This window comes from Acidobacteriota bacterium (assembly GCA_040754075.1).
In the GTDB taxonomy this organism is placed as follows: domain Bacteria; phylum Acidobacteriota; class Blastocatellia; order UBA7656; family UBA7656; genus JBFMDH01.
Map to the genome: position 1 here is coordinate 178,850 of JBFMDH010000013.1, position 20,382 is coordinate 199,231.

The window sequence follows — 20,382 nt, forward strand, 5'->3', positions numbered from 1 at the left end:
CAATGAATGGAATAGGAGTATTCCTATTCCACCAATAAAAATCCAAAGCAAAATCCGTTTAATCGGTTGAGAGGTCATCATATCATCCTCCTGAATTTTAGTGAGCGTGCGGATTGTTAAGCTGGATTGAATCTAAACTCATTGCATTTAAAAGTCCAGTAATCCATTGCTTAATTTTTTCTTTCAACTCTGAATTTAAGCATCACTGCGTTATAATCCTCGGCGTAGATTTCTCGGATTTTACTCAAACCACAATTTATTAATTTAAACTTATCGCATTAGAGGATGGATATTCATGGCTACGTATGAACGAATTCCGCAACCACCGAAAACTTTTCTGTTAGGCAATGCGCTGGCGTTAAGCGCCTCAACGCCGGTTCAGGATTTAATGAAAATCGCCCGCGAACTCGGCACCATCTTTCGCCTGGATATTCGCAGTCGCGTGACCGTCATCGTTTCGGGTTACGACCTGGTCAATGAAATTTGCGATGAAAAACGTTTCGATAAAAGTATTCGCGGGGCGCTCGGTCTGGTGCGACGCTTCAGCGGTGACGGATTATTTACCGCCAAAACCTCGGAACCCAACTGGTCAAAAGCTCATAATATTCTGCTTCCCAATTTCAGCCATAAAGCCATGCAGAGTTATCACCCGATGATGCTCGATATTGCCGAACAACTGGTGTTGAAATGGGAACGCCTCAACCCCGAAGAAGAGATAGATGTGGTTCGCGATATGACCGGACTGACCGTAGATACCATTGGCTTGAGCGGTTTTAATTTCCGCTTCAATTCTTTCTATCACGATAAAGAGCATCCGTTTGTCTGTTCGATGGCGCAGGCACTGGGCATCACAATGGACGAGTTGCGCGATGTGCCAATGGAAAATCTCATGCGCAAGAGTCGCGACCGCCAGTTGCAAAACGATGTTCGCACCATGAATGAAACGGTTGACCACATCATCAAAGACCGCAAAGCAAGCGGCGAAGATTTAACTGCCAAAGCAGATTTATTGAGCTACATGCTCACCGGCGTTGACCGAAAAACCGGCGAACGATTAGACGACCTGAACATTCGTTATCAGGTCATCACCTTTTTAATTGCCGGACATGAAACCACCAGCGGCTTGTTATCGTTTGCGATTTACGCGCTGCTCAAGCATCCCGAAATATTAGAGAAAGCGTATGAAGAGGTTGACCGGGTGTTGGGCGGCAACCTTTCGCGAAAACCAACCTTCGCGGAGGTCAACGGGCTGCAATACATTTCACAAATTTTAAAAGAGACGCTCAGGTTATGGCCCACGGCTCCGGCGTTCTCGCTCTACCCTTACGAAGACACGGTGATTGGCGGCAAATACAAAGTTAAACACCGTCACACGCTTTCGGTGCTGCTTCCCATGCTGCATCGCGATAAAAGCATCTGGGGCGAAAATGCTGAACAATTCAACCCGGATAATTTCTCGCCTGAAAATGAAATGAAACGTCCAGCCAATGCTTATAAACCTTTCGGCAACGGGCAGCGCGCCTGCATCGGCAGACAGTTCGCCATGCAGGAAGCCACCCTCGTACTCGGAATGATTTTGCAACGCTTCAAATTGATTGACCACACCCGCTATCAGTTAAAAATTAAAGAGACCCTGACGATGAAACCCGACGGTTTCAAAATTAAAGCGCGGCACAGAACGCCCGAAGAACGCAAAATGGTTGAGCGTGATGCCATTGAAATCAGCAGAAGCGAAATAACATCGGAAACCGCTGTGCGACGCCAGCATGATACGCCGCTTCTCGTCCTCTTTGGTTCAAACATGGGAACCGCCGAAGAGCTTGCGCGGCAGATGGCGCAGGATGGCGAAGACAATGGTTTCGCCGTCAAGGTTGCGCCGCTTGATGATTATGTCGAACGTTTACCGAAAGAAGGTTTAGTAGTCATCACCTCCGCTTCATATAACGGTTTGCCGCCGGATAATGCCGCGCAATTTTGCGAATGGTTGAAAAATCCTGAGCTAAAAAATGATGCACTGGCGGGCGTCACCTATGTGGTATTCGGCTGTGGCAATCGCGATTGGGCATCCACCTTTCAGGCAATTCCGCGATTCATCGATGAACGATTATCGAGGCTCGGCGCCAGACGACTCATTGAACACGGCGAAGGCGATATGAAAGATGATTTCGACGGGCAATTCCGAAAATGGTATCAACCCGCCAGAGTTGCAGTCGCCAAAGAATTCAATATTGCGCCGATGACTGACGAAGGCGCAAAACAACTGTTCAGGCTTGAAGTCGTGCCTGCCGAACAGATGTCGCCGTTTGTCGATTCCTTCAACGCCTCGCCGATGACAGTGCTGGTTAATCGCGAATTGCATTGCAAGAACGGCGCGCAGGCTTCGGAACGTTCAACCCGCCACCTTGAATTACGATTGGCGGAATCGGTTTCTTATAAAGCAGGCGACCACCTCGGCGTCATTCCGCATAACAGCCGTCAGATTGTTGAACGTGTGGCATCGCGTTTCGGGTTTACCAAAGATGGGTTTATTCGTTTGCGGCGCAATACCAATCGCAAAACTTTTTTACCGGTCGACCAATCCATTTCGGTTTATCGTGTGTTGAGCGATTATGTTGAATTGCAGGAGGTCGCGACCCGCTCACAAATCAAACAGCTTGTCGAGTACAACGAGTGTCCGCCTGAAAAAATCAAACTCGCGGCGCTGATTGGCGATGACGAAGTGAGCGCCGCGAGGTATCGTGAAGACATTTTGCAAAAACGCAAATCCGTCATTGACCTGCTTGAAGCTTTTCCGGCTTGCAATTTGCCTTTTGAAATTTACCTTGAGATGTTATCGCCGCTCAGACCGCGATATTATTCGATTTCATCATCACCATTGGTGAATCCGACAGCCTGTAGCATAACGGTTGCAGTTATCGAAGGTGAAGCGCGTTCCGGGCAGGGAAAATTTTTCGGCGTTTGCTCCAATTATTTAAGCAATCAACATGAAGGCAACGTGATTTATGCCTTCGTCAAAGATACCCAATCGGCATTTCGTTTGCCGGTTGATCCAACCACACCGATTATCATGGTTGGTCCGGGAACCGGGTTTGCGCCATTTCGCGGTTTCCTGCAAGAGCGCGCGGCATTGAAGACACAAGGAATCGCCATCGGCGCATCACTGTTATTTTTTGGTTGTCGTCACCCGGAACAGGATTTTATTTACGCCGAGGAATTGCAGAGCTTTGTTGCAAGCGGCGTCACCAATTTATCAACCGCTTTTTCGCGCCTTGAGTCTCAGAAAAAATGTTATGTGCAGGATGAAATTTACCGGCAGCGCGATGAAGTCTGGGAACTGATTTCACGCGGCGCAGTGATTTACGTTTGCGGCGATGCAAGCCGCATGGCACCCGATGTGCAAAATACTTTCGCGGCAATTTATGCGGAAAAGACCGGTGAAAATCTGCAATCCGCCATTCGTTGGGTCGCTGAATTGACCAGTCAGAATCGCTATCTGGTTGATGTCTGGGCAGCCAGCTAAATCAAAAATCATTCCCTAAATTCCAGCGTTCGATTCTTCGGAAATTTTTATTTGACCTTTATATTACGAACGTAATACTATACCCCCCATGCGTTATGCCAAGGGACATCGCGAAGCGACTCGTAAAAAGATATTGGCGGCTGCCAGTCGAATGTTTCGCGAGCACGGCTATGATGGGGTTGGAGTCGATGCCATTATGGCAGAGGTCGGATTAACCGCCGGTGGGTTTTACAGTCACTTCGATTCCAAAGAAGCGCTGTTTGCCGAATCACTGGTCGCGGCATTTGACCAGCGCAGCCATCAACTGAAAACTCAGGTTCAGGTTGCCGATGATTCCAATATTTTAACTAACCTCATTTACGGCTACCTGAGTCGAACCCACAGAGATATGACCGGCGAAGGTTGTGTATTTCCTTCTTTAACCGCCGATGTTGTGCGGGGCAGCCAAACGACCCGCAAGCATTACGAAAAACGGTTAAAACAATTTCAATCGACAATAGGCAAATATCTGGCGAAATCCGACACCTTAACCAATGAAAAAGCGATTGCGATTCTGGTTCAGTTAATCGGCGGGGTCATGCTGGCTCGCGCCGTCGATGATGAAAAATTCTCTAACGACATTTTAAAAGCCTGTCGCCAGGCGGCATTAAATATCGCTAACGACGAACAAACTACGGTCAGGAAGTAATCGTTTGCTTATTCCGGTTTATCAAAACCGGCTGCTCTTTGCCAAATGCAATTAAAGGAATTGGGCGAATGGAGGAATTGTTCGCAAATGACTTTTACAACAGCGAAATCATGAGCTAGGTAAGCAATTCGCTTTCGTTCGTCCATCTATTTCACCCCTGAGAATTGAAGATTGTTTTAATCAATCTCCGCGGTCTTCTCTTCTCACCTGATTAAAAGGAGTCGTATGAATCCAACCTTAGAGAGCAATAGTTGGCATCCCACAGCCTGTATTTTATGCAGCCGCAACTGCGGACTCGAAGTGCAAATCAGCGGACGTGAAATCACCAAAATTCGCGGCGATAAAAACCATCCGGTTTCCGAAGGCTACCTCTGTCAAAAAGCCCAACGGTTAAATTATTACCAAAACCATGCAGACCGTCTGACTCATCCGTTACGACGACGACCTGACGGCACCTTTGAAGAAATCGGTTGGGATGAAGCCATCAGTGAAGTCGCCCTTAAACTCGTCGAGTTACGCGATACCTTCGGCGGTCATTCGCTGGCGTTTTTCGGTGGTGGCGGTCAGGGAAATCACCTCGGCGGTCCCTTTGCAAAATGTCTGCGTTCGGCGATGCGAACCCAGAATTATTACAACGCTTTGTCGCAGGAAAAAACCGGGGGCTTTTGGGTCGATGGCAAACTTTACGGCAAACAGAACTGCCACCCTGCCGAAGATATCGAAAATGCCGAAGTGGTTGTCTTCATCGGCACCAACCCCTGGCAATCACATGGCATTCGCAATGCGCGCGAAGTTTTGCGGGAAATCCATAAAAACCCTGACAAAAAAATGATTGTCATTGACCCGCGCCAAACCGAAACTGCCAAACTTGCCGATATTCATCTGCAATTAAAACCCGGAACCGACGCCTTTTTGTTATTGGCGATGCTGTCGATCATTGTGCGTGAAAACCGTGAAGCTAAAGATTTCATCGCAGAGCGCACAACCGGATTTGCAACGGTTCGCGAGGCACTCAACAACATTCCGGTAGAAGTTTATGCCGCACGCGCCGGAGTTAATCTCGAAGATGTTTATCGGGCTGCGCGACTGATAGCCGACGCCAAAAGCTGTTGCGTGCGCACTGACCTCGGCATTGAGCAAACCTTAAACAGCACCTTGAATGCTTATTCGCGCGCCCTGCTTTCACTCATCACCGGGAATTTCGCAAAACCCGGCGGTATCAATCTACACACCTCACTGGTTCCGTTAATCGGGCATTCACCTGATGGCAAATCACGCACACAGGTCAATCAATTCCCTGCCATCGGCAACCTGTTTCCGCCAAGCATCCTGCCATCGGAAATCAACACCGATCATCCCCGTCGCATTCGCGGGCTTGTTGTTGATAGCGCCAACCCTTTGGTGACCATGCCGGACACGCTGGCGTATTGTGAAGCGTTTGCGAAGTTGGATTTGCTCGTTGTTATCGATGTCGCGATGACCGAAACTGCCTGCATGGCGGATTATGTTTTGCCCGCTTCATCGCAATTTGAAAAATGGGAAGCCACTTTTTTCAATCTGGAATTTCCGAAAAATGCTTTTCATTTGCGTAAACCTTTATTTGAACCGCTCGGCAACAGCTTGCCGGAATGCGAAATCTATACACGCCTGGTTCGGGCAATGGATGAAATTCCTGTCGCCTTCACTGAACTCGAAGCCGCCGCCGTTCAAGGGCGATTGCCATTCGCGATGGCGTTTAAAAAATCGCTGAAAGAACATCCCGAATGGCTCGAATATGCGCCGATTATTTTATATGAAACGCTCGGTAAAACGTTGCCGGAAGGCGCGGCGGCGGCAGCCTTTCTGTGGGCGACGGCGCATCAATTCGCGGCGCAACACCCGGAAGCGGTTAAACGCGCAGGTCACACGGGCGATGGACCAATGCTCGGTGAAACGCTTTTTAACGCCATCATCGGTTCGCATTCGGGTGTGGTATTCAGCGTCAATGAATATGAAGAGTCCTGGAGTTTTCTGAAAACCGATGATGGTCGCATTCACCTTGAAATTCCCGAACTGCTTGTTGGGTTGGATAAACTTGAACAGCGACAGCCTGAGCCATCAACCGAATTTCCCTTCATACTGGTTGCCGGAGAACGCCGTTCGTATAACGCCAACACGATTTATCGCGACCCGCGCTGGCGCAAAACCGACCCGGAAGGCGCATTGAAAATTCACCCGGATGATGCCGCCATCGTGGGTTTGGAAAATGGCGGGCTTGCCAAATGTGAGAGTAAAAAAGGTGCGGCGATTGTTCGCGTAGAAATCAATGATACGCTTTGTCGCGGGATGGTGACCTTGCCTCACGGGTATGGGTTGGAGTATTCGATGGGCAATGGCAAACGTCAACGCACAGGGGTCAACCTCAATACGCTGACCTCAGCGGAAGATTGTGACCCGATTGCCGGTACGCCTTATCATAAATTCGTTCCCGTGAGATTACAGGCGGTCGGTGATTAAGACAATTTTGTGAAGGATAAAAATCCGACATAAATGTATAGCTCTTTTGGTTCATATACATTTTTGTAACCCGGCAAAACCGGGAGTCAGGCAATCGGAGAAACCTGCTCACCTGATTCCCGGTTTTATTTATCGGCTGAAAAGCAGAATTTATGAAACGCTTTCATCCTCGACGGATTTCCGGCATGGGTAGCGCGAATTATCCAACCCATTAAATTAACTTATCGCCAATCACAAGATTTTTTCGGGTTGGTGAATCCCCTTCCTGTTGATCAATGAACCAGAGAAACCATCACAAAACCGAGAAAACATTTTTGTAACAATAAATTTTCTCACCTACATTATTGTCATTTTTCAAATCCGGCGAACCTCGCATTTTTATTAGCGGATGACGCTAAAACACGGAAACTTAAAGAGATTTTCTCAATCAATAGCTGATTTCATTGTTTGGCATCAACTTTGCAGTTCGTTTGCGTGAGCCTAAATCAAATGCAATTTAATTTAGCGACGATTGAGCAGCATGCCATAGAAAAGTTACACCGAATCGAAAGTCAGCATAATTCGGTTGAGCGGCTGAACGCGCTCAAAAAATTTATCAAGACGGAAACCCAACGACTCTGGTTTCGCCATCGGTTCGGCATCGGCGGCAGAGAAATTGTTCGCGCTCGCAGTCTGATTGTTGACCTGTTGATTCGCGTCATCAGTCGCCGGGTGGTCGATGAACAATTCCGTTTAACGGCGCTTCCGGGATTTGCGGTCATTGCGGTTGGCGGTTATGGGCGACAGGAACTCGCGCCGCATTCCGATATTGATTTGATGTTTCTCTATCAGGATGGCGCGAAAGCCCAAACCATCTCTCAGCTCAGCGAAGAAATTTTATACTCGCTCTGGGATATTGGGTTCACCGTCGGACACAGTCTGAGAAGCCTGAAGGAAAGTATCTCCATCGGCAAAGACGACATCGTTTCGAGAAATTCAATGGTGGATGCGCGGTTGTTATTTGGCAATCACGCGCTATTTAAAACCTTAACCGACAGGTTGGAAAAAGAGGTCTTTGAAAAACAGAAAGACAAACTGCTCGCTGAATTGATGAGCGAACGACTAGCGCGATACAACAAATTCGGCGAAGTCGCTTGCGTGCAGGAACCCAACATTAAAGAAACCGCAGGGGGATTGCGCGATTTCCATTATTTGATGTGGGCGTGCCGGATTGCTTATGGTTATCGAACGCTTCAGGAACTGGTGAGCGCCGGAATTATTTCCGAACGCGAAGCCCGGCTGATGAATTCGGCATACGATTTTCTGTTACAGGTTCGCAACGATCTGCATTTTTTAACCTCGCGGCAAAGCGATTTATTATCGTTCGATCTGCAACAGCAGGTGGCGCGGAATTTACGTTATGAAAATTCCGATAAACAGCAGGCTTCGGAAATTTTCATGCGCGATTATTATCTGCACGCCCGCAACCTCAAACGCTTGACCGAATCGCAACTCAATCGCGCCACCAAAAAATCGGAATATCAATTCTGGTTCCGAAAGCGTCGCACACCAAGCGTGAATGGCGGATTTGTGGCGCGCAATCAGGCGCTTGATTTTTCCGAGTCGATTGAGATGCCCGTCCTCAAAATTGATGGAGCGCGAATGATGCAGGCGTTCAATTACGCGCAATCAATCGGCATGAATTTCAGTTCGAGAGTGCAGGAAAGCATTCAGCAGAGTTTGCCGGAAATTAACCGCCGATTCATCGCTTCGCCGATTGCTTCGCAAGGTTTTTTAAAAACTCTGCGACTGAAAGGGCGCGTCGCCAACGGCTTGCGGCTGATGCACGACCATGAATTTTTAAGCAAATTTATGCCGGAATTCGGGCGCATCACCTGTCTCGTTCAACACGACCTTTATCACCGGTATACAGTTGATGAACACACGCTCAGAGCCATTGAAACCCTGGATTTACTGGCGAATTCTCAAGAGACCAAGCTGGAACGTTACCGGAAAATCTATGCTGAAATCACTGACCCGGCGATTTTACATTTAGGGTTATTGCTTCACGACATCGGAAAAGGTTTAGGCGGCGGGCACACCGAAAAAGGCATAAAAATCGCCCAGAAAATTTGCGCCCGGTTACATCTCGAATCGCAAAAAACCGAACAGGTTCTTTTTCTCATCCGCGAACACCTGAAGATGTCTTATATCTCGCAGCGTCGTGATCTCGCCGACGATAAGGTGATTCAAGAGTTCGCCGCGCAGATGGGTACGCTTGACAATTTGAATATGCTGACTCTGCTGACTTATGGTGACATCAATGGCGTAGGTCCTGGGGTTTGGAACGAGTGGAAAGATACGTTGCTCTGGGAACTCTATGCAAAGGCGCGTGGCTGTTTAGCGATTGAAGACCCGGCAAAGAAAGACCCGGAGCCGCGACAGCAAAAAGTTGCCCGGCTGCTTGCCAGAGATATTGATGAGGAAACCATTGCCAAACATTTTGCAACTTTGACCGGCGAATATCTGAACACCACGCCGATAACCACGATTGTCGAACACATTCGGCTTTCGCATACGCTGGGGACAAATCCGGTTAATACCAGTTGGCACGTCAATCATCAAAGCCGCTTTACGGATTTACATTTGTGTTCGCGCAATCAACCCGGCTTGTTTGCAGCGATTGCCGGAGCGTTGACCGCCAAAGGCATCAATATTCTCAGCGTTCGCTTGAACACCCGAACCGATGGGTTGGCGGTTGATTCATTCAAGGTTCGCGATATGACCGGCGAACCGATTATTGAACCTTCGCGTTGGGAACAGATTGATAAAACCATCAGACAGGCACTCAGCGGCGAGTTGGATGTGGCGGCGGCAGTCGATAAACGGTTGAAGGCGCATCGTCAATCACCGATGCAAAAGCGCAAACGGGAAAGCGCCAAACCGACAAAAATCACCTGGGACAATACGCATTCCGAACGTTGCACGATTTTGGAGGTGCGCACCAGTGACCGTTGGGGATTGGCTTATAAAATCGCCAGTACGCTGGCATCTCTCGATTTGGATATTGTATTCGCTAAAGTGGCAACCGAAAAAAATCTGGCGCTCGATATTTTTTACATCACCAATAATTTCGGTGAGAAGTTGACAAACGAAGTTTTACCTTTTGTTGAAACAACCATACTCAATACGTTGAATGAAAATCAGCAATAATTTGAGAAAGGTTTCAGTTACTCGGCTATGAAAAATACAAATTCGATTCAGAGGTTAATCGGCCTGTGTCTATGGGTAATGGTCATTTCCCCATTGGCGTTTGCTCAACCAACCGACCCACAGGTTGAGGAATTACTGGCAAAGCTGGAAGCCGCAACCAACAGCGCCCAAACTGCCGGAGACAATGCCTGGATGCTGGTTTGTTCGGCGCTGGTGTTAATGATGACCGGACCCGGTCTGGCGCTGTTTTATGGCGGATTGGTTAGAAAAAAGAATGTGCTGGCAACCATGATGCAAAGTTTCATTATGATGGCAGTCATCACTGTGCTTTGGGCAGTGTACGGTTACAGCATTGCGTTTGCCGAAGGGACGCCATTTTTTGGCGGACTCGAATATCTGTTTCTCAAAGGAGTTTCGGGTGATCCCAATTCAACGTATGCGGCAACCATTCCGCACCAAACCTTCATGGTGTTTCAAATGATGTTTGCAATTATCACCCCGGCGTTAATCACCGGAGCCTTTGCCGAGCGCATGAAATTCAGCGCGATGTTGGCTTATACGATACTCTGGGCAACCCTGGTGTATTTTCCGCTGGCGCACATGGTTTGGGGATCGAAAGGATTGCTGGCGCTTCCGGCGCTTGGCGGAACGATTCCTTCACTTGATTTTGCAGGTGGAACGGTTGTCCATATTTCATCGGGATTTTCCGCGTTAGTTTGCGCAATGTTTCTCGGCAAACGCATCGGCTATCCCAAAAATCCGTTTCCGCCGCACAGTCTGGTGCTCAGTGCGATTGGCGCGTGTTTATTGTGGGTCGGTTGGTTCGGCTTCAATGCCGGGAGCGCGGTTGCGGCAGGCAAACTTGCAACCTCGGCATTTGTCGCAACTCATTTTGGCGCGGCGGCAGCAACCCTTGGCTGGTTAATCGTCGAATGGCTGCGGCATGGAAAGCCGACTTTGCTTGGCGGCATATCGGGCGCAGTCGCAGGGTTGGTGGGGATTACCCCCGCATCGGGATTTGTGACGCCGATGGCGGCGTTGGTTATCGGCTTTGTGGCTGGCATTGTCTGCTTTTTCGCAGTTACCGAATTGAAAAAACGCTTGGGTTATGACGATTCGCTGGATGCTTTCGGGGTGCATGGCGTTGGCGGGTTTACCGGCGCGATGTTGACGGGGGTGTTTGCCACTCAGGCGGTTAATGATGTGTTTAGCGGCAATCCGGTTGGTTTGCTGGATGGCAACGGCAAGCAGTTATTGAATCAGTTGATCGCTTCGTTGATCGCTGTGGCGATGGGCGCGGTTGGCACCTTGATCATCTTAAAAGTGGTTGACCTGGTGATTGGTTTGCGAGTTTCCGAAGAGGATGAATTACAGGGGCTTGATTTAACCCAGCACGGTGAAGAGGGCTATAACTTTGACCTCGATTTAATCACTGCCGAGCGCACCTCTGTGGGGTTAATCAATACGGGTTTAGCCACCGCTTCGCAGGCTGTAAACGAATGAAAGTTTGTCCCGGAGTTTATGGTTATTGACTGAATGGCAATAAGCTCATGGTTTGTGCGTGAATCATCAGTTTGGTTAGGAGAATATCATGAAAAAAATAGAAGCGATTATCCGTCCGCATTTGCTCGAAAGTGTCAAGGATGCGTTGCAAACGCTGGGCGTTCAAGGCATGACGATTAACGAAGTAAAAGGGTTCGGACGACAAAAAGGGCACACCGAAGTTTATCGTGGCAGCGAATACAAAATTGAATTCGTGCCAAAGGTAAAAATCGAAGTGGTCATCGATGATGAAATTCTGGAAGACGCGATTGCCGCTATCACCAAAACGGCGCGAACCGGCAAATTCGGCGATGGCAAAATTTTCGTCTTCACCGTCGAAGAAGCCATACGCATTCGCACAGGTGAACATGGACTTGGAGCTATTTAAAGTCGGGCGTCGTTCGTATCGCCAAGCGTTTCAACGGTTATTACATTTTCCAAATTCAGTGTCGGCAACCGGGTAAATGCTCAGTTACTTGTCCAACGGTTTCGACAAAGTTTTCATCGTCCGTTTTATTTCCGCATTAAAAAAATCTCGAAGAGGAGGAATTTATGTCCAAGGGTAAAGTCCTGGTGTTGTTATTTTCATTATTTTTAGGTTGGATGACTTTGCAGGCAACCAGTCCGCTGGTTAAAGCACAGGAAGCTGACGCGCCGCCTGCCCCGGTTGCCGATGCGTCCGGTGGCAATACCGGTTCGGCAAATGACGTTACCGCAGAAGAAGCCGGTAAACCGACGCTTGATGAAGTCGCCGCCACCGTCGGTCACAATAAAATCGCTATCAACTTTATATGGGTTTTAATCGCAGGCTTTCTGGTGATGTTCATGCAAGCCGGGTTCGCGCTGGCAGAAACCGGCTTCACTCGCGCCAAAAACGCGGCGCACACGATGGCGATGAATATGTTGGTTTACGCGGTCGGGATGCTGGCATTCTGGTTATGCGGCTTCGGTCTGATGATGGGCGGCATCGGTTCAACCCCGGCTTTAGGCAGCGTCGCTTCGGTCTTGAATCAGGAATTTACCATTGAGATTGGCGGGAAAACTCTTGGGCTGTTTGGCATGAAAGGGTTTATGTTAGGCGGCGAAGCTTATGATGTCGGGGTGTTCGCGCTCTTTTTATTCATGATGGTATTTATGGACACTGCCGCCACCATCCCGACTGGCGCGATGGCTGAACGCTGGAAATTTTCTGCTTTCATTCTCTTTTCGTTTTTTATGGGCGCGCTGGTCTACCCGATATTTGGCAACTGGGTTTGGGGCGGCGGTTGGCTCGCTACGCTTGGCACCAATTTCGGAATGGGTCATGGCTTCGTGGATTTTGCCGGCTCATCCGTCGTGCATATGACCGGCGGCGTTACCGCATTCATTGGCGCAAAACTGATTGGTCCGAGGCTTGGCAAATACACCTCAGATGGTAAACCGGTGGCGATTCCCGGTCATGATTTACCGATGGCGATGCTTGGGGTTTTCATTCTGGCTTTTGGCTGGTTCGGGTTCAACGCCGGAAGCAGCCTCGCGGGTGGCGATTTGCGCGTCAGTGTGATTGCGGTCAATACCATGCTGGCGTCGGCGTCGGGCGCATTAGTCAGTGGCATGTATGTCTGGAAACGTTTAGGCAAACCTGACCCCAGCATGATGTCAAACGGCATGCTTGCAGGATTGGTTGCCATCACCGCGCCGTGCGCTTTTGTAACCAGTTGGGCATCCGTAATCATCGGCGCAATCGCCGGAATTCTTGTGGTGGAAAGCATCCTCTTCATCGAACGAACTTTGAAAGTGGACGATCCGGTGGGCGCAATTTCTGTACACGGGGTTTGCGGTTTCTTCGGGGTTGTGGCTTTGGGGTTGTTCGCCGACGGCACTTATGGCGATGGCTACAATGGCGTCACCGGCGGCATTCGCGGCTTGTTTTACGGCGATGCCAAACAATTTCTTGCACAGGTCATCGGGCCGCTCACCAACATCATTTTTGTCGGCATCAGTTTTTATTTGATTTACAAACTGGTGGACAAACTGGTGGGTCATCGTGTGGATGCCGAAGCCGAAATCGGTGGCTTGGATTTGCCGGAAATGGGCGCATTGGCTTATCCCGATTTCCAACTGTCGTCAGGCAGTCAACTGGGCAGTTATTTAATTCCTGTACCGGCGACTGCGGCAGCCGAAAAGGAACTCTCAGGCGCTTTAATCGAAGAAACCCGGTAAATTTTAAGGAGGATTTTTTATCCGAAATCAGTAAGGGACGCTTCTTTTTTAAGGGTGATGCGGCAACATCGTCCCGAAGCGTCCCAATCACAAAACGCGCTAACACCTGTTGGGTAGTCAGCACAATTGCTTTCCGAGTGTAAATCTACAAAGAAGATTTTTGCAAGCATTCGTTTGGCAGATTGTCCTTCGCTGGTCGTCACTTCGCAGGTGCAACGCAAATCTAACGCATAGGAGGCAATCACCAAATGTTTAAACGTACTCTCATTTCGATTTTTTTCCTGATTATTTTAACCGTCATCACCAACCAAACGACTCGCGCTCAATCGACGCTGTTTAATATTCCCTCAACTGATGTGGTGTCCAAAGGAAAGACCTATCTGGAGTTTGATTTTTTCAGCCATTTTGAAAGCCATAAAAACGGCGGATTTCAAGCTTATGTGCCGCGCGCGGTTTTCGGACTTGGCAAAGGCATTGAAGTCGGCGCGAATGTCGCGTTTACAGATACGCTTGCGCCCGATCAACCCGTCGAATTTCAGCCCAACATCAAATGGCAAGCTTATGCCAATGAAAAATCAGCGGTGACGGTTTCGGTTGGCGCTATCGGTTATCTGCCGATAGCCAATACCACCGGCACAGACAGTTTTGCGATGATTTACAGCAACGTGAGCAAGAAAGTCTCAGGTAAATTTGGACCTAGGCTCACTGGCGGCGCTTATGGATTGTTGGGGCGCGATAAAGGATCAATCCGCGAGGATGGCACGATTATCGGCGTTAAAGCCGGGGCGATTGTCGGTTATGAACAACCGATTCATCCGAAAGTCAGTTTCGTTGCCGATTGGTTCAGCGGCGCGAATCGTTTCGGATACGCGACACCGGGACTGGCTTTTTCGCTCCCGAAAAACAGCCTGTTTTATGCCGGATACAGCATCGGCAATGAAGGGCGCAAAAACAACGCTTTGTTTCTCTATTACGGCATCACTTTTTAACCCATTCAAATACTACTCTCTCAGGCAACCGCTTCATTCAACTGGAAGTGGTTGCCTTTTTTTATTGCCGAAATTTGGAAGCAATTCTTCACAGGCAATTCCCGGCAAGCGACTCATTGGAAACAATCATTTGAAGCATTTCAAATTCGTATTAGCCATTTGATGAATTGCCACTTGCTTGAACCAGGGCGGTTTGCGATTGAGTTTACTCAGCCGCTGTTGAGGAAATAGTTTTGCAAACTGCTATAGTGGATAATAGACAGGCTGGAAAGCGGCTTTAGCCAAAATCAGTTATGCGTGAAAATCCAGTTAAGATGTTCTAATCTTTCTTCGCATAAAATTTATTGCTAAAAAAAAATAACCACGAAGTCTACCTGCTTAGTAAACTTCGTGGTCGAGTTGGTTGGGACAAACAAAGCTTAAATATCGTAATAGAGTTGGAATTCCAGCGGATGTGGACGCATGCGAACGGCGTTGATTTCACGGTCGGTTTTGTATTCAATCCAGCGTTTGAGCAAGGTTTCATTGAACACCCCGCCTTTGAGCAAGAATTCATGGTCGGCTTCCAGCGCCGCCAGCGCCGCATCCAACGATCCCGGCACGCTCGGCACTTTCGCGAGTTCTTCGGCTGGCAAATCGTAAATATCCTTATCGAGCGGTTCACCCGGATCAATGCGGTTTTGCACGCCATCAAGTCCCGCCATCAACAATGCTGAAAATGCCAGATACGGATTGCACGAGGCATCCGGGAACCGCACTTCCAGACGTTTGGCTTTCGGGCTAGGTGAAAACATCGGGATGCGCACGGCAGCCGAACGATTGCGCGCCGAATAGGCGAGATTCACAGGCGCTTCAAAACCCGGAACCAGCCGCTTGTAACTGTTGGTGGTCGGCGAAGTCAGCGCCGCGAGCGCCGGCGCGTGTTTTAAAATCCCGCCGATATAAAATTTCGCCATCTCGGATATTCCTGCATAACCGTCACCGGCAAACAATGGCTTCCCTTCTTTCCACAAAGACTGGTGGCAGTGCATACCGTTGCCGTTATCGCCATACAGCGGTTTGGGCATAAAGGTCACGGTTTTGCCATATCGTCTGGCGACATTTTTCACCGTGTATTTAAAAAGCATCAGGTTATCGGCGGTTTGCAAAAGCGTGTCGTAACGAAAATCGATTTCGCACTGTCCGCCGGTCGCCACTTCGTGATGGTGACATTCGACGTTGATGCCAAGGGTTTTCAGTTCGGCGGAAATATCGGCGCGCAAATCAATCAAGGTGTCGAGCGGCGCAACCGGCACATAACCTTCTTTGGCGCGAATGGTGTACCCTGAACCTTCCGAGCCAGAATTCCAATGCCCTTCGGCGCTATCGACGGTCGCGCCGCAGGAGTTGTTGTTGTTATGAAAAACCACTTTATCGAAAACAAAGAATTCGGCTTCGGGTCCGAAATAGCAGGTATCGGCAACGCCCGTCGATTGCAGGTAGCTTTGCGCTCTTTTGGCAACCGCGCGCGGGTCGAAGGTGTAGCCTTCGCGGGAAATCGGGTCTACCACATCGGCAATTAAAACCAGAGTTTTTCGTTGTAAAAACGGGTCGATATAAAATTTTGACGGATCGGGAATCAGCAACATATCGCTTTCGTTAATCGCAGCCCAACCGCGTATGCTGCTGGCATCGAAACCGAACCCGCCTTCAAACGAGCCTTCATCCAATTCGCTGATTGGAAACGACAGGTGTTGCCAGGAACCGACCATATCCGTAAAACGCACGCTGACAAATTCCGCTTTCTCATCGGCGGCAAATTTCAAAACAGTTTTTGGATTCATTCTTTCTCCTATTTAGATTCAATATTAAATTTCAAAGGATTGCTCTCAGGTGATGCTTCATTAAGTACACCTGAAAAAGCAATGCCTGTGCCAACCTGAGAAAATTGCTTAAATTTTTTTTAACAAATGTGATTTCAACAATTGCCTTGTCAATGCGGGTGATTCAATGGCTGGATGGCTGCAAATCCGACAAACATTTTTGTACGATGAGATTTTGATAATCTACAATTTTGTCTTTTTTCCAGGCATCGTCATGAGCCATAATTCCCGGCTACACCGGTTTGAAATAGTTGAAGGTTTAAAAATCTTCGCTTTTCCTGACACCGGGTTATCCGGGGTTCGCTGCTTGACGAACCTGTAGGGCTTAATCATACAATGCTGTCGATTAAAGAAGACAAACTTACAAAATTGTAAGCCGATAATGAGAAAATCCGAATGACCGATAAAACCGACGAAATCAAAAAGCTCTCCACCCTCTTAGAAATCTCCCAAGCCCTCTCAGGCGTGAGCAATCTTAAAGCCTCATTTCATCGCGCCCTCGAAGTTCTCGAACGCCAGCACGGCTTTATTCATAGCGCCGTCACCTTGATTAATGAAAAAACCGGCGAGCGCGAAATCGAAGCCACCAACGGCATCAGCCTGACCAGCCAAGCCAATCGCTTTCTGCTCGGTGAAGCGATAACCACGCGGGTGCTTGAAAGCGGCAAACATGTCGTGGTGCCGCAAATCAGCCGCGAACCGTTAATTTCACAACGCGCCTCGCATCGCAAAGATTTAGCCAAACACGAACTGACCTTCATCTGTGTGCCGGTCTTGTTGAATCGCAAACCGGTCGGCGCGGTCAGCGTCAATCTGGTTTATAAAAGCAATCGCGATTATGACCGCTCGGTAAAATTTTTGCGCGTCGCCGCTTCGATGATCGCCCAATCCATCAAAGCCCAACATGCCATCGAAGCCGAACGCCAGCGGCTGGTCGATGAAAATATTCATTTACGGCAGGAACTCAAAGAGCGCTACGATTTTTCGCATATCATCGGCAACAGTGGACCCATGCGACAGGTTTATGAATCGGTCGCCCAGGTCGCCCACACCAACACCACCGTGTTGATTCGCGGCGAATCGGGAACCGGTAAAGAGTTAATCGCTCATGCGATTCATTACAATTCGCTGCGCGCCAAAAAACCGTTTATCAAAGTAAGCTGTGCGGCTTTGCCTGAGACCTTGATTGAGGCGGAACTGTTCGGTTACGAAAAAGGCGCCTTTACGGGCGCGCACACCCGCAAGAAAGGACGGTTTGAGTTAGCCGAAGGCGGCACCTTATTTTTGGATGAAATCGGCGATATAAATTTATCGACTCAGGTGAAATTGCTGAGAGTTTTGCAGGAACGAGAATTCGAGAGGCTGGGCGGAACCGAGACGATTCGCGTGAATGTGCGGTTGATTGCCGCTACCAATAAAGATTTGGAAAAAGCGATTGCCGAAGGCACCTTCCGCGAAGACCTCTATTATCGTTTGAATGTGTTCACGATTTTTATGCCGCCGCTAAGGGAGCGCAAGCCTGATGTGTTATTGCTGGCGGATTATTTTTTGCAGAAGTATGCCCGCGAACACAACAAAAACATCAAACGCATTTCGACACCGGCGATAGATATGTTGACGTCGTATCATTGGCCCGGCAATGTTCGCGAATTGGAAAACTGTATCGAACGGTCAATATTAGTTTGCGATGAACAGGTATTGCACGGTCATCACCTGCCGCCGACTTTGCAGACGGCGTCGGAGAGCGGCACGGTTTCGCGGTTGTCTTTGGCAGCGGCGATTGAAGCCTTTGAAAAGGACATCATTCAGGATGCCTTAAAAACCGTGCGTGGCAATCGTTCACGCGCCGCGAAATTGCTGGACACCACCGAACGCATTCTCGGTTACAAAGTCCTGAAATACGGCATTGATTGCCGCCGCTTCCGTTGAGGATGAATCCAACGCCTATGGTTCAGATAGATTTTCGATTGACAGGTTTGCTATTCAGAAATAAACTCTGCGCCGTAAATCAATCAGGATAAGAACCATACTTCGGTTAATACGATATAGATAGCTAAAACCATCAATTGGCAGATGGAATTTTATAGATATAGATAAAACTTTCCATATTTATATCAAAAGAAGCCAACGCCTAATTCATTTAGGCAGCTAAAATCGTGAGCGGTAAATAAGAGATACTCCAATGGGAATACGTGTTCAGTTTTGGCTGGGAGCTGCGGATGGTATCACAACACATTTTCTAAACGCTCCGTTAAGTGAGTTCATAGCGTGGTATCACACTCTCATAGAAGATTACCCTGAAGAATTAGTGCCAGGAGTCTCCGAACTCATCCTGGAAGTTATTCAAACCGGAGAATCGGCTCTGCTTGCTGAAACCCAACGAAAGGCTGACACCATTGACCGAATGATCGACTTATTCTATGGGTCTTATTGCGATGGTATCCGGCCTGATCTGCTACAAGAAGCCGAAGGGTCTATGTTATATGTGCAAAGGTATGAAAAGCACAAGGAGCTGATTGGGGCACAGTGTGGGGCGATGGCTCTTGAGTATTGGGAACATCTGCTGGCAGGTAGAGGGATTGGGAGGCAGGGGATGCACTATCCTTACCGATCACTAGATGGCGTTTTCAGAATCGGATACTGGACTTTTGATGAATGTGAAAGCTTACAAAGGCTAATGACGAAGAATTTGAAGGGTCAATTGGAATCAAAGTTTCAGGGAGACCGGTATATCGACATCCAAGCAAGCTACAGAGCATTGAAATGTGCAACGGAAAACGAAGTTGGATTAATCTTGACCGTGGCATAGCTGAAACCGCGGCACCGCTGCCTAACAAGGTGTTCGACCGGAGCCGCCGAAGCGGATTTCTAATGGTTTCTTCCAGTACCGTTCGGCATCCCGGTTATGCCGGGCGTTAGACCTACGTAAGCACTGCGGACTTTGATCGGAAGAGAAGCAATGAAACTATCCGAAGATGAATATCAGCTTTCTCTCAGAATTGGCTTTGATCCAGAAGTATCCCGTTTGATCAAAGTTGTAACTGGCTGCCCTCTGATGCGATTGTTGGGATACACTGAGGATTTCCAAACTCAAGAAGTAGATGGCCTCTCTGTATTTGTTAAAGATGGGGATCAGGCAGAGATGGTGATAATCAAGCTACTGCCTAAATTGATACCACTGGGATATAGAGCCTTCTGGAGTGAACGCGAAAGTAATCGGCTGGCTAAGCAGTACGAAGTCGCTTTTCTAAAGACAACTAGTCAATATGAAATCCTGCACATCAAGAAGACGGATGGTGCTAATTATGATATCTCTACAGAAGATATTATTGCTAAGCTCAAAGACTGGGAAAGGTTCTGCCAGTTTACTGTCGTTGGAGCTGCGGGCGATTGGGTCGCCTTGCAATTCCAGCAATTGCCTGAAAACTTATGTCAATTTGCAGAAGCCATCTATGATCTATGTCCTGATAGCGTAGAGCAAGGAGTAGGGTTAAGGCGAGAAGCAAGATACCCCGAATTGTATAAGGCGGCGAGGGAATTATGCCCAGACCTACCTGAAGCAAAGATGGGCATCAATCTGCTCGCCAATGAGTTATACACATCAAAATATGTATTCTTGTGGTGGGACTGAAATCAATAAAGTAGAGGTAGTTCTACAGAAAGGAACTGCTGGCTAATAAGGCTAGCATAACAACGACCTGCACCGGAGTTTCTCTGCCTACTTTGCAGGCACATATGGGGATGCAAGTAAAATCTTTTATGAAAGAGGGTGTAAAAAATTTTGTGTAAACGGTCATAGACCCGTAGAGTTTTTATTCTACGATTGGAGGGACTATGACTAAAGAATCTTCTTCTATTAATATTGACCTGATTGACCAACTCCTCAAGGAC

At 48.4% G+C, this 20,382-nt stretch carries 12 protein-coding genes; 11 read left to right on the forward strand and 1 reads right to left on the reverse strand.

All coding sequences use genetic code 11. The features are described from left to right. Window positions 1–295: 295 nt before the first annotated feature. The 8 genes from AB1757_15880 (at window position 296) to AB1757_15915 (ending at window position 14,629) form a co-directional block, all read left to right on the forward strand. Complete coding sequence (locus tag AB1757_15880) at window positions 296–3,520, forward strand: cytochrome P450 (GenBank protein ID MEW6128519.1); 3,225 nt, start codon at window positions 296–298, stop codon at window positions 3,518–3,520. Between the two features lie 88 nt (window positions 3,521–3,608). Further along, on the forward strand, window positions 3,609–4,208 hold the full coding sequence (locus tag AB1757_15885; protein ID MEW6128520.1) for a TetR/AcrR family transcriptional regulator: 600 nt from the start codon (window positions 3,609–3,611) through the stop codon (window positions 4,206–4,208). A gap of 225 nt (window positions 4,209–4,433) precedes the next feature. Then, window positions 4,434–6,704 (forward strand): molybdopterin-dependent oxidoreductase, encoded by a 2,271-nt coding sequence (locus tag AB1757_15890; GenBank protein MEW6128521.1) that lies wholly within the window; start codon window positions 4,434–4,436, stop codon window positions 6,702–6,704. A 489-nt stretch (window positions 6,705–7,193) separates the two neighbouring features. Then, complete coding sequence (gene glnD, locus AB1757_15895; GenBank protein MEW6128522.1) at window positions 7,194–9,896, forward strand: [protein-PII] uridylyltransferase; 2,703 nt, start codon at window positions 7,194–7,196, stop codon at window positions 9,894–9,896. 27 nt (window positions 9,897–9,923) lie between these two features. Then, window positions 9,924–11,399 carry an ammonium transporter gene (locus tag AB1757_15900; protein MEW6128523.1) on the forward strand — a complete coding sequence of 492 codons (1,476 nt, stop codon included), beginning with the start codon at window positions 9,924–9,926 and terminating at the stop codon, window positions 11,397–11,399. 88 nt (window positions 11,400–11,487) lie between these two features. Next, window positions 11,488–11,826: a P-II family nitrogen regulator gene (locus AB1757_15905; protein MEW6128524.1), complete on the forward strand. Its 339-nt coding sequence runs from the start codon at window positions 11,488–11,490 to the stop codon at window positions 11,824–11,826. A 215-nt stretch (window positions 11,827–12,041) separates the two neighbouring features. Next, the gene (locus tag AB1757_15910) at window positions 12,042–13,640 is read left to right on the forward strand and encodes an ammonium transporter (GenBank protein MEW6128525.1); all 1,599 of its coding nucleotides are present in this window, start codon (window positions 12,042–12,044) and stop codon (window positions 13,638–13,640) included. A gap of 248 nt (window positions 13,641–13,888) precedes the next feature. Further along, window positions 13,889–14,629: a hypothetical protein gene (locus tag AB1757_15915; GenBank protein MEW6128526.1), complete on the forward strand. Its 741-nt coding sequence runs from the start codon at window positions 13,889–13,891 to the stop codon at window positions 14,627–14,629. 419 nt (window positions 14,630–15,048) lie between these two features. Here AB1757_15915 and glnA read toward each other — a convergent pair whose 3' ends face one another. Next, the gene (glnA, locus tag AB1757_15920; protein MEW6128527.1) at window positions 15,049–16,452 is read right to left on the reverse strand and encodes a type I glutamate--ammonia ligase; all 1,404 of its coding nucleotides are present in this window, start codon (window positions 16,450–16,452) and stop codon (window positions 15,049–15,051) included. Window positions 16,453–16,887: 435 nt separating this feature from the next. Here glnA and AB1757_15925 point away from each other — a divergent pair, with 435 nt between their 5' ends. The 3 genes from AB1757_15925 to AB1757_15935 all read left to right on the forward strand — a co-directional run bounded on the left by AB1757_15925 (window position 16,888) and on the right by AB1757_15935 (window position 20,122). Next, complete coding sequence (locus AB1757_15925) at window positions 16,888–18,420, forward strand: sigma 54-interacting transcriptional regulator (GenBank protein ID MEW6128528.1); 1,533 nt, start codon at window positions 16,888–16,890, stop codon at window positions 18,418–18,420. Between the two features lie 253 nt (window positions 18,421–18,673). Continuing rightward, window positions 18,674–19,300: a hypothetical protein gene (locus AB1757_15930; protein ID MEW6128529.1), complete on the forward strand. Its 627-nt coding sequence runs from the start codon at window positions 18,674–18,676 to the stop codon at window positions 19,298–19,300. 150 nt (window positions 19,301–19,450) lie between these two features. Beyond that, window positions 19,451–20,122 (forward strand): DUF4253 domain-containing protein, encoded by a 672-nt coding sequence (locus AB1757_15935; protein ID MEW6128530.1) that lies wholly within the window; start codon window positions 19,451–19,453, stop codon window positions 20,120–20,122. Window positions 20,123–20,382: the final 260 nt, after the last annotated feature.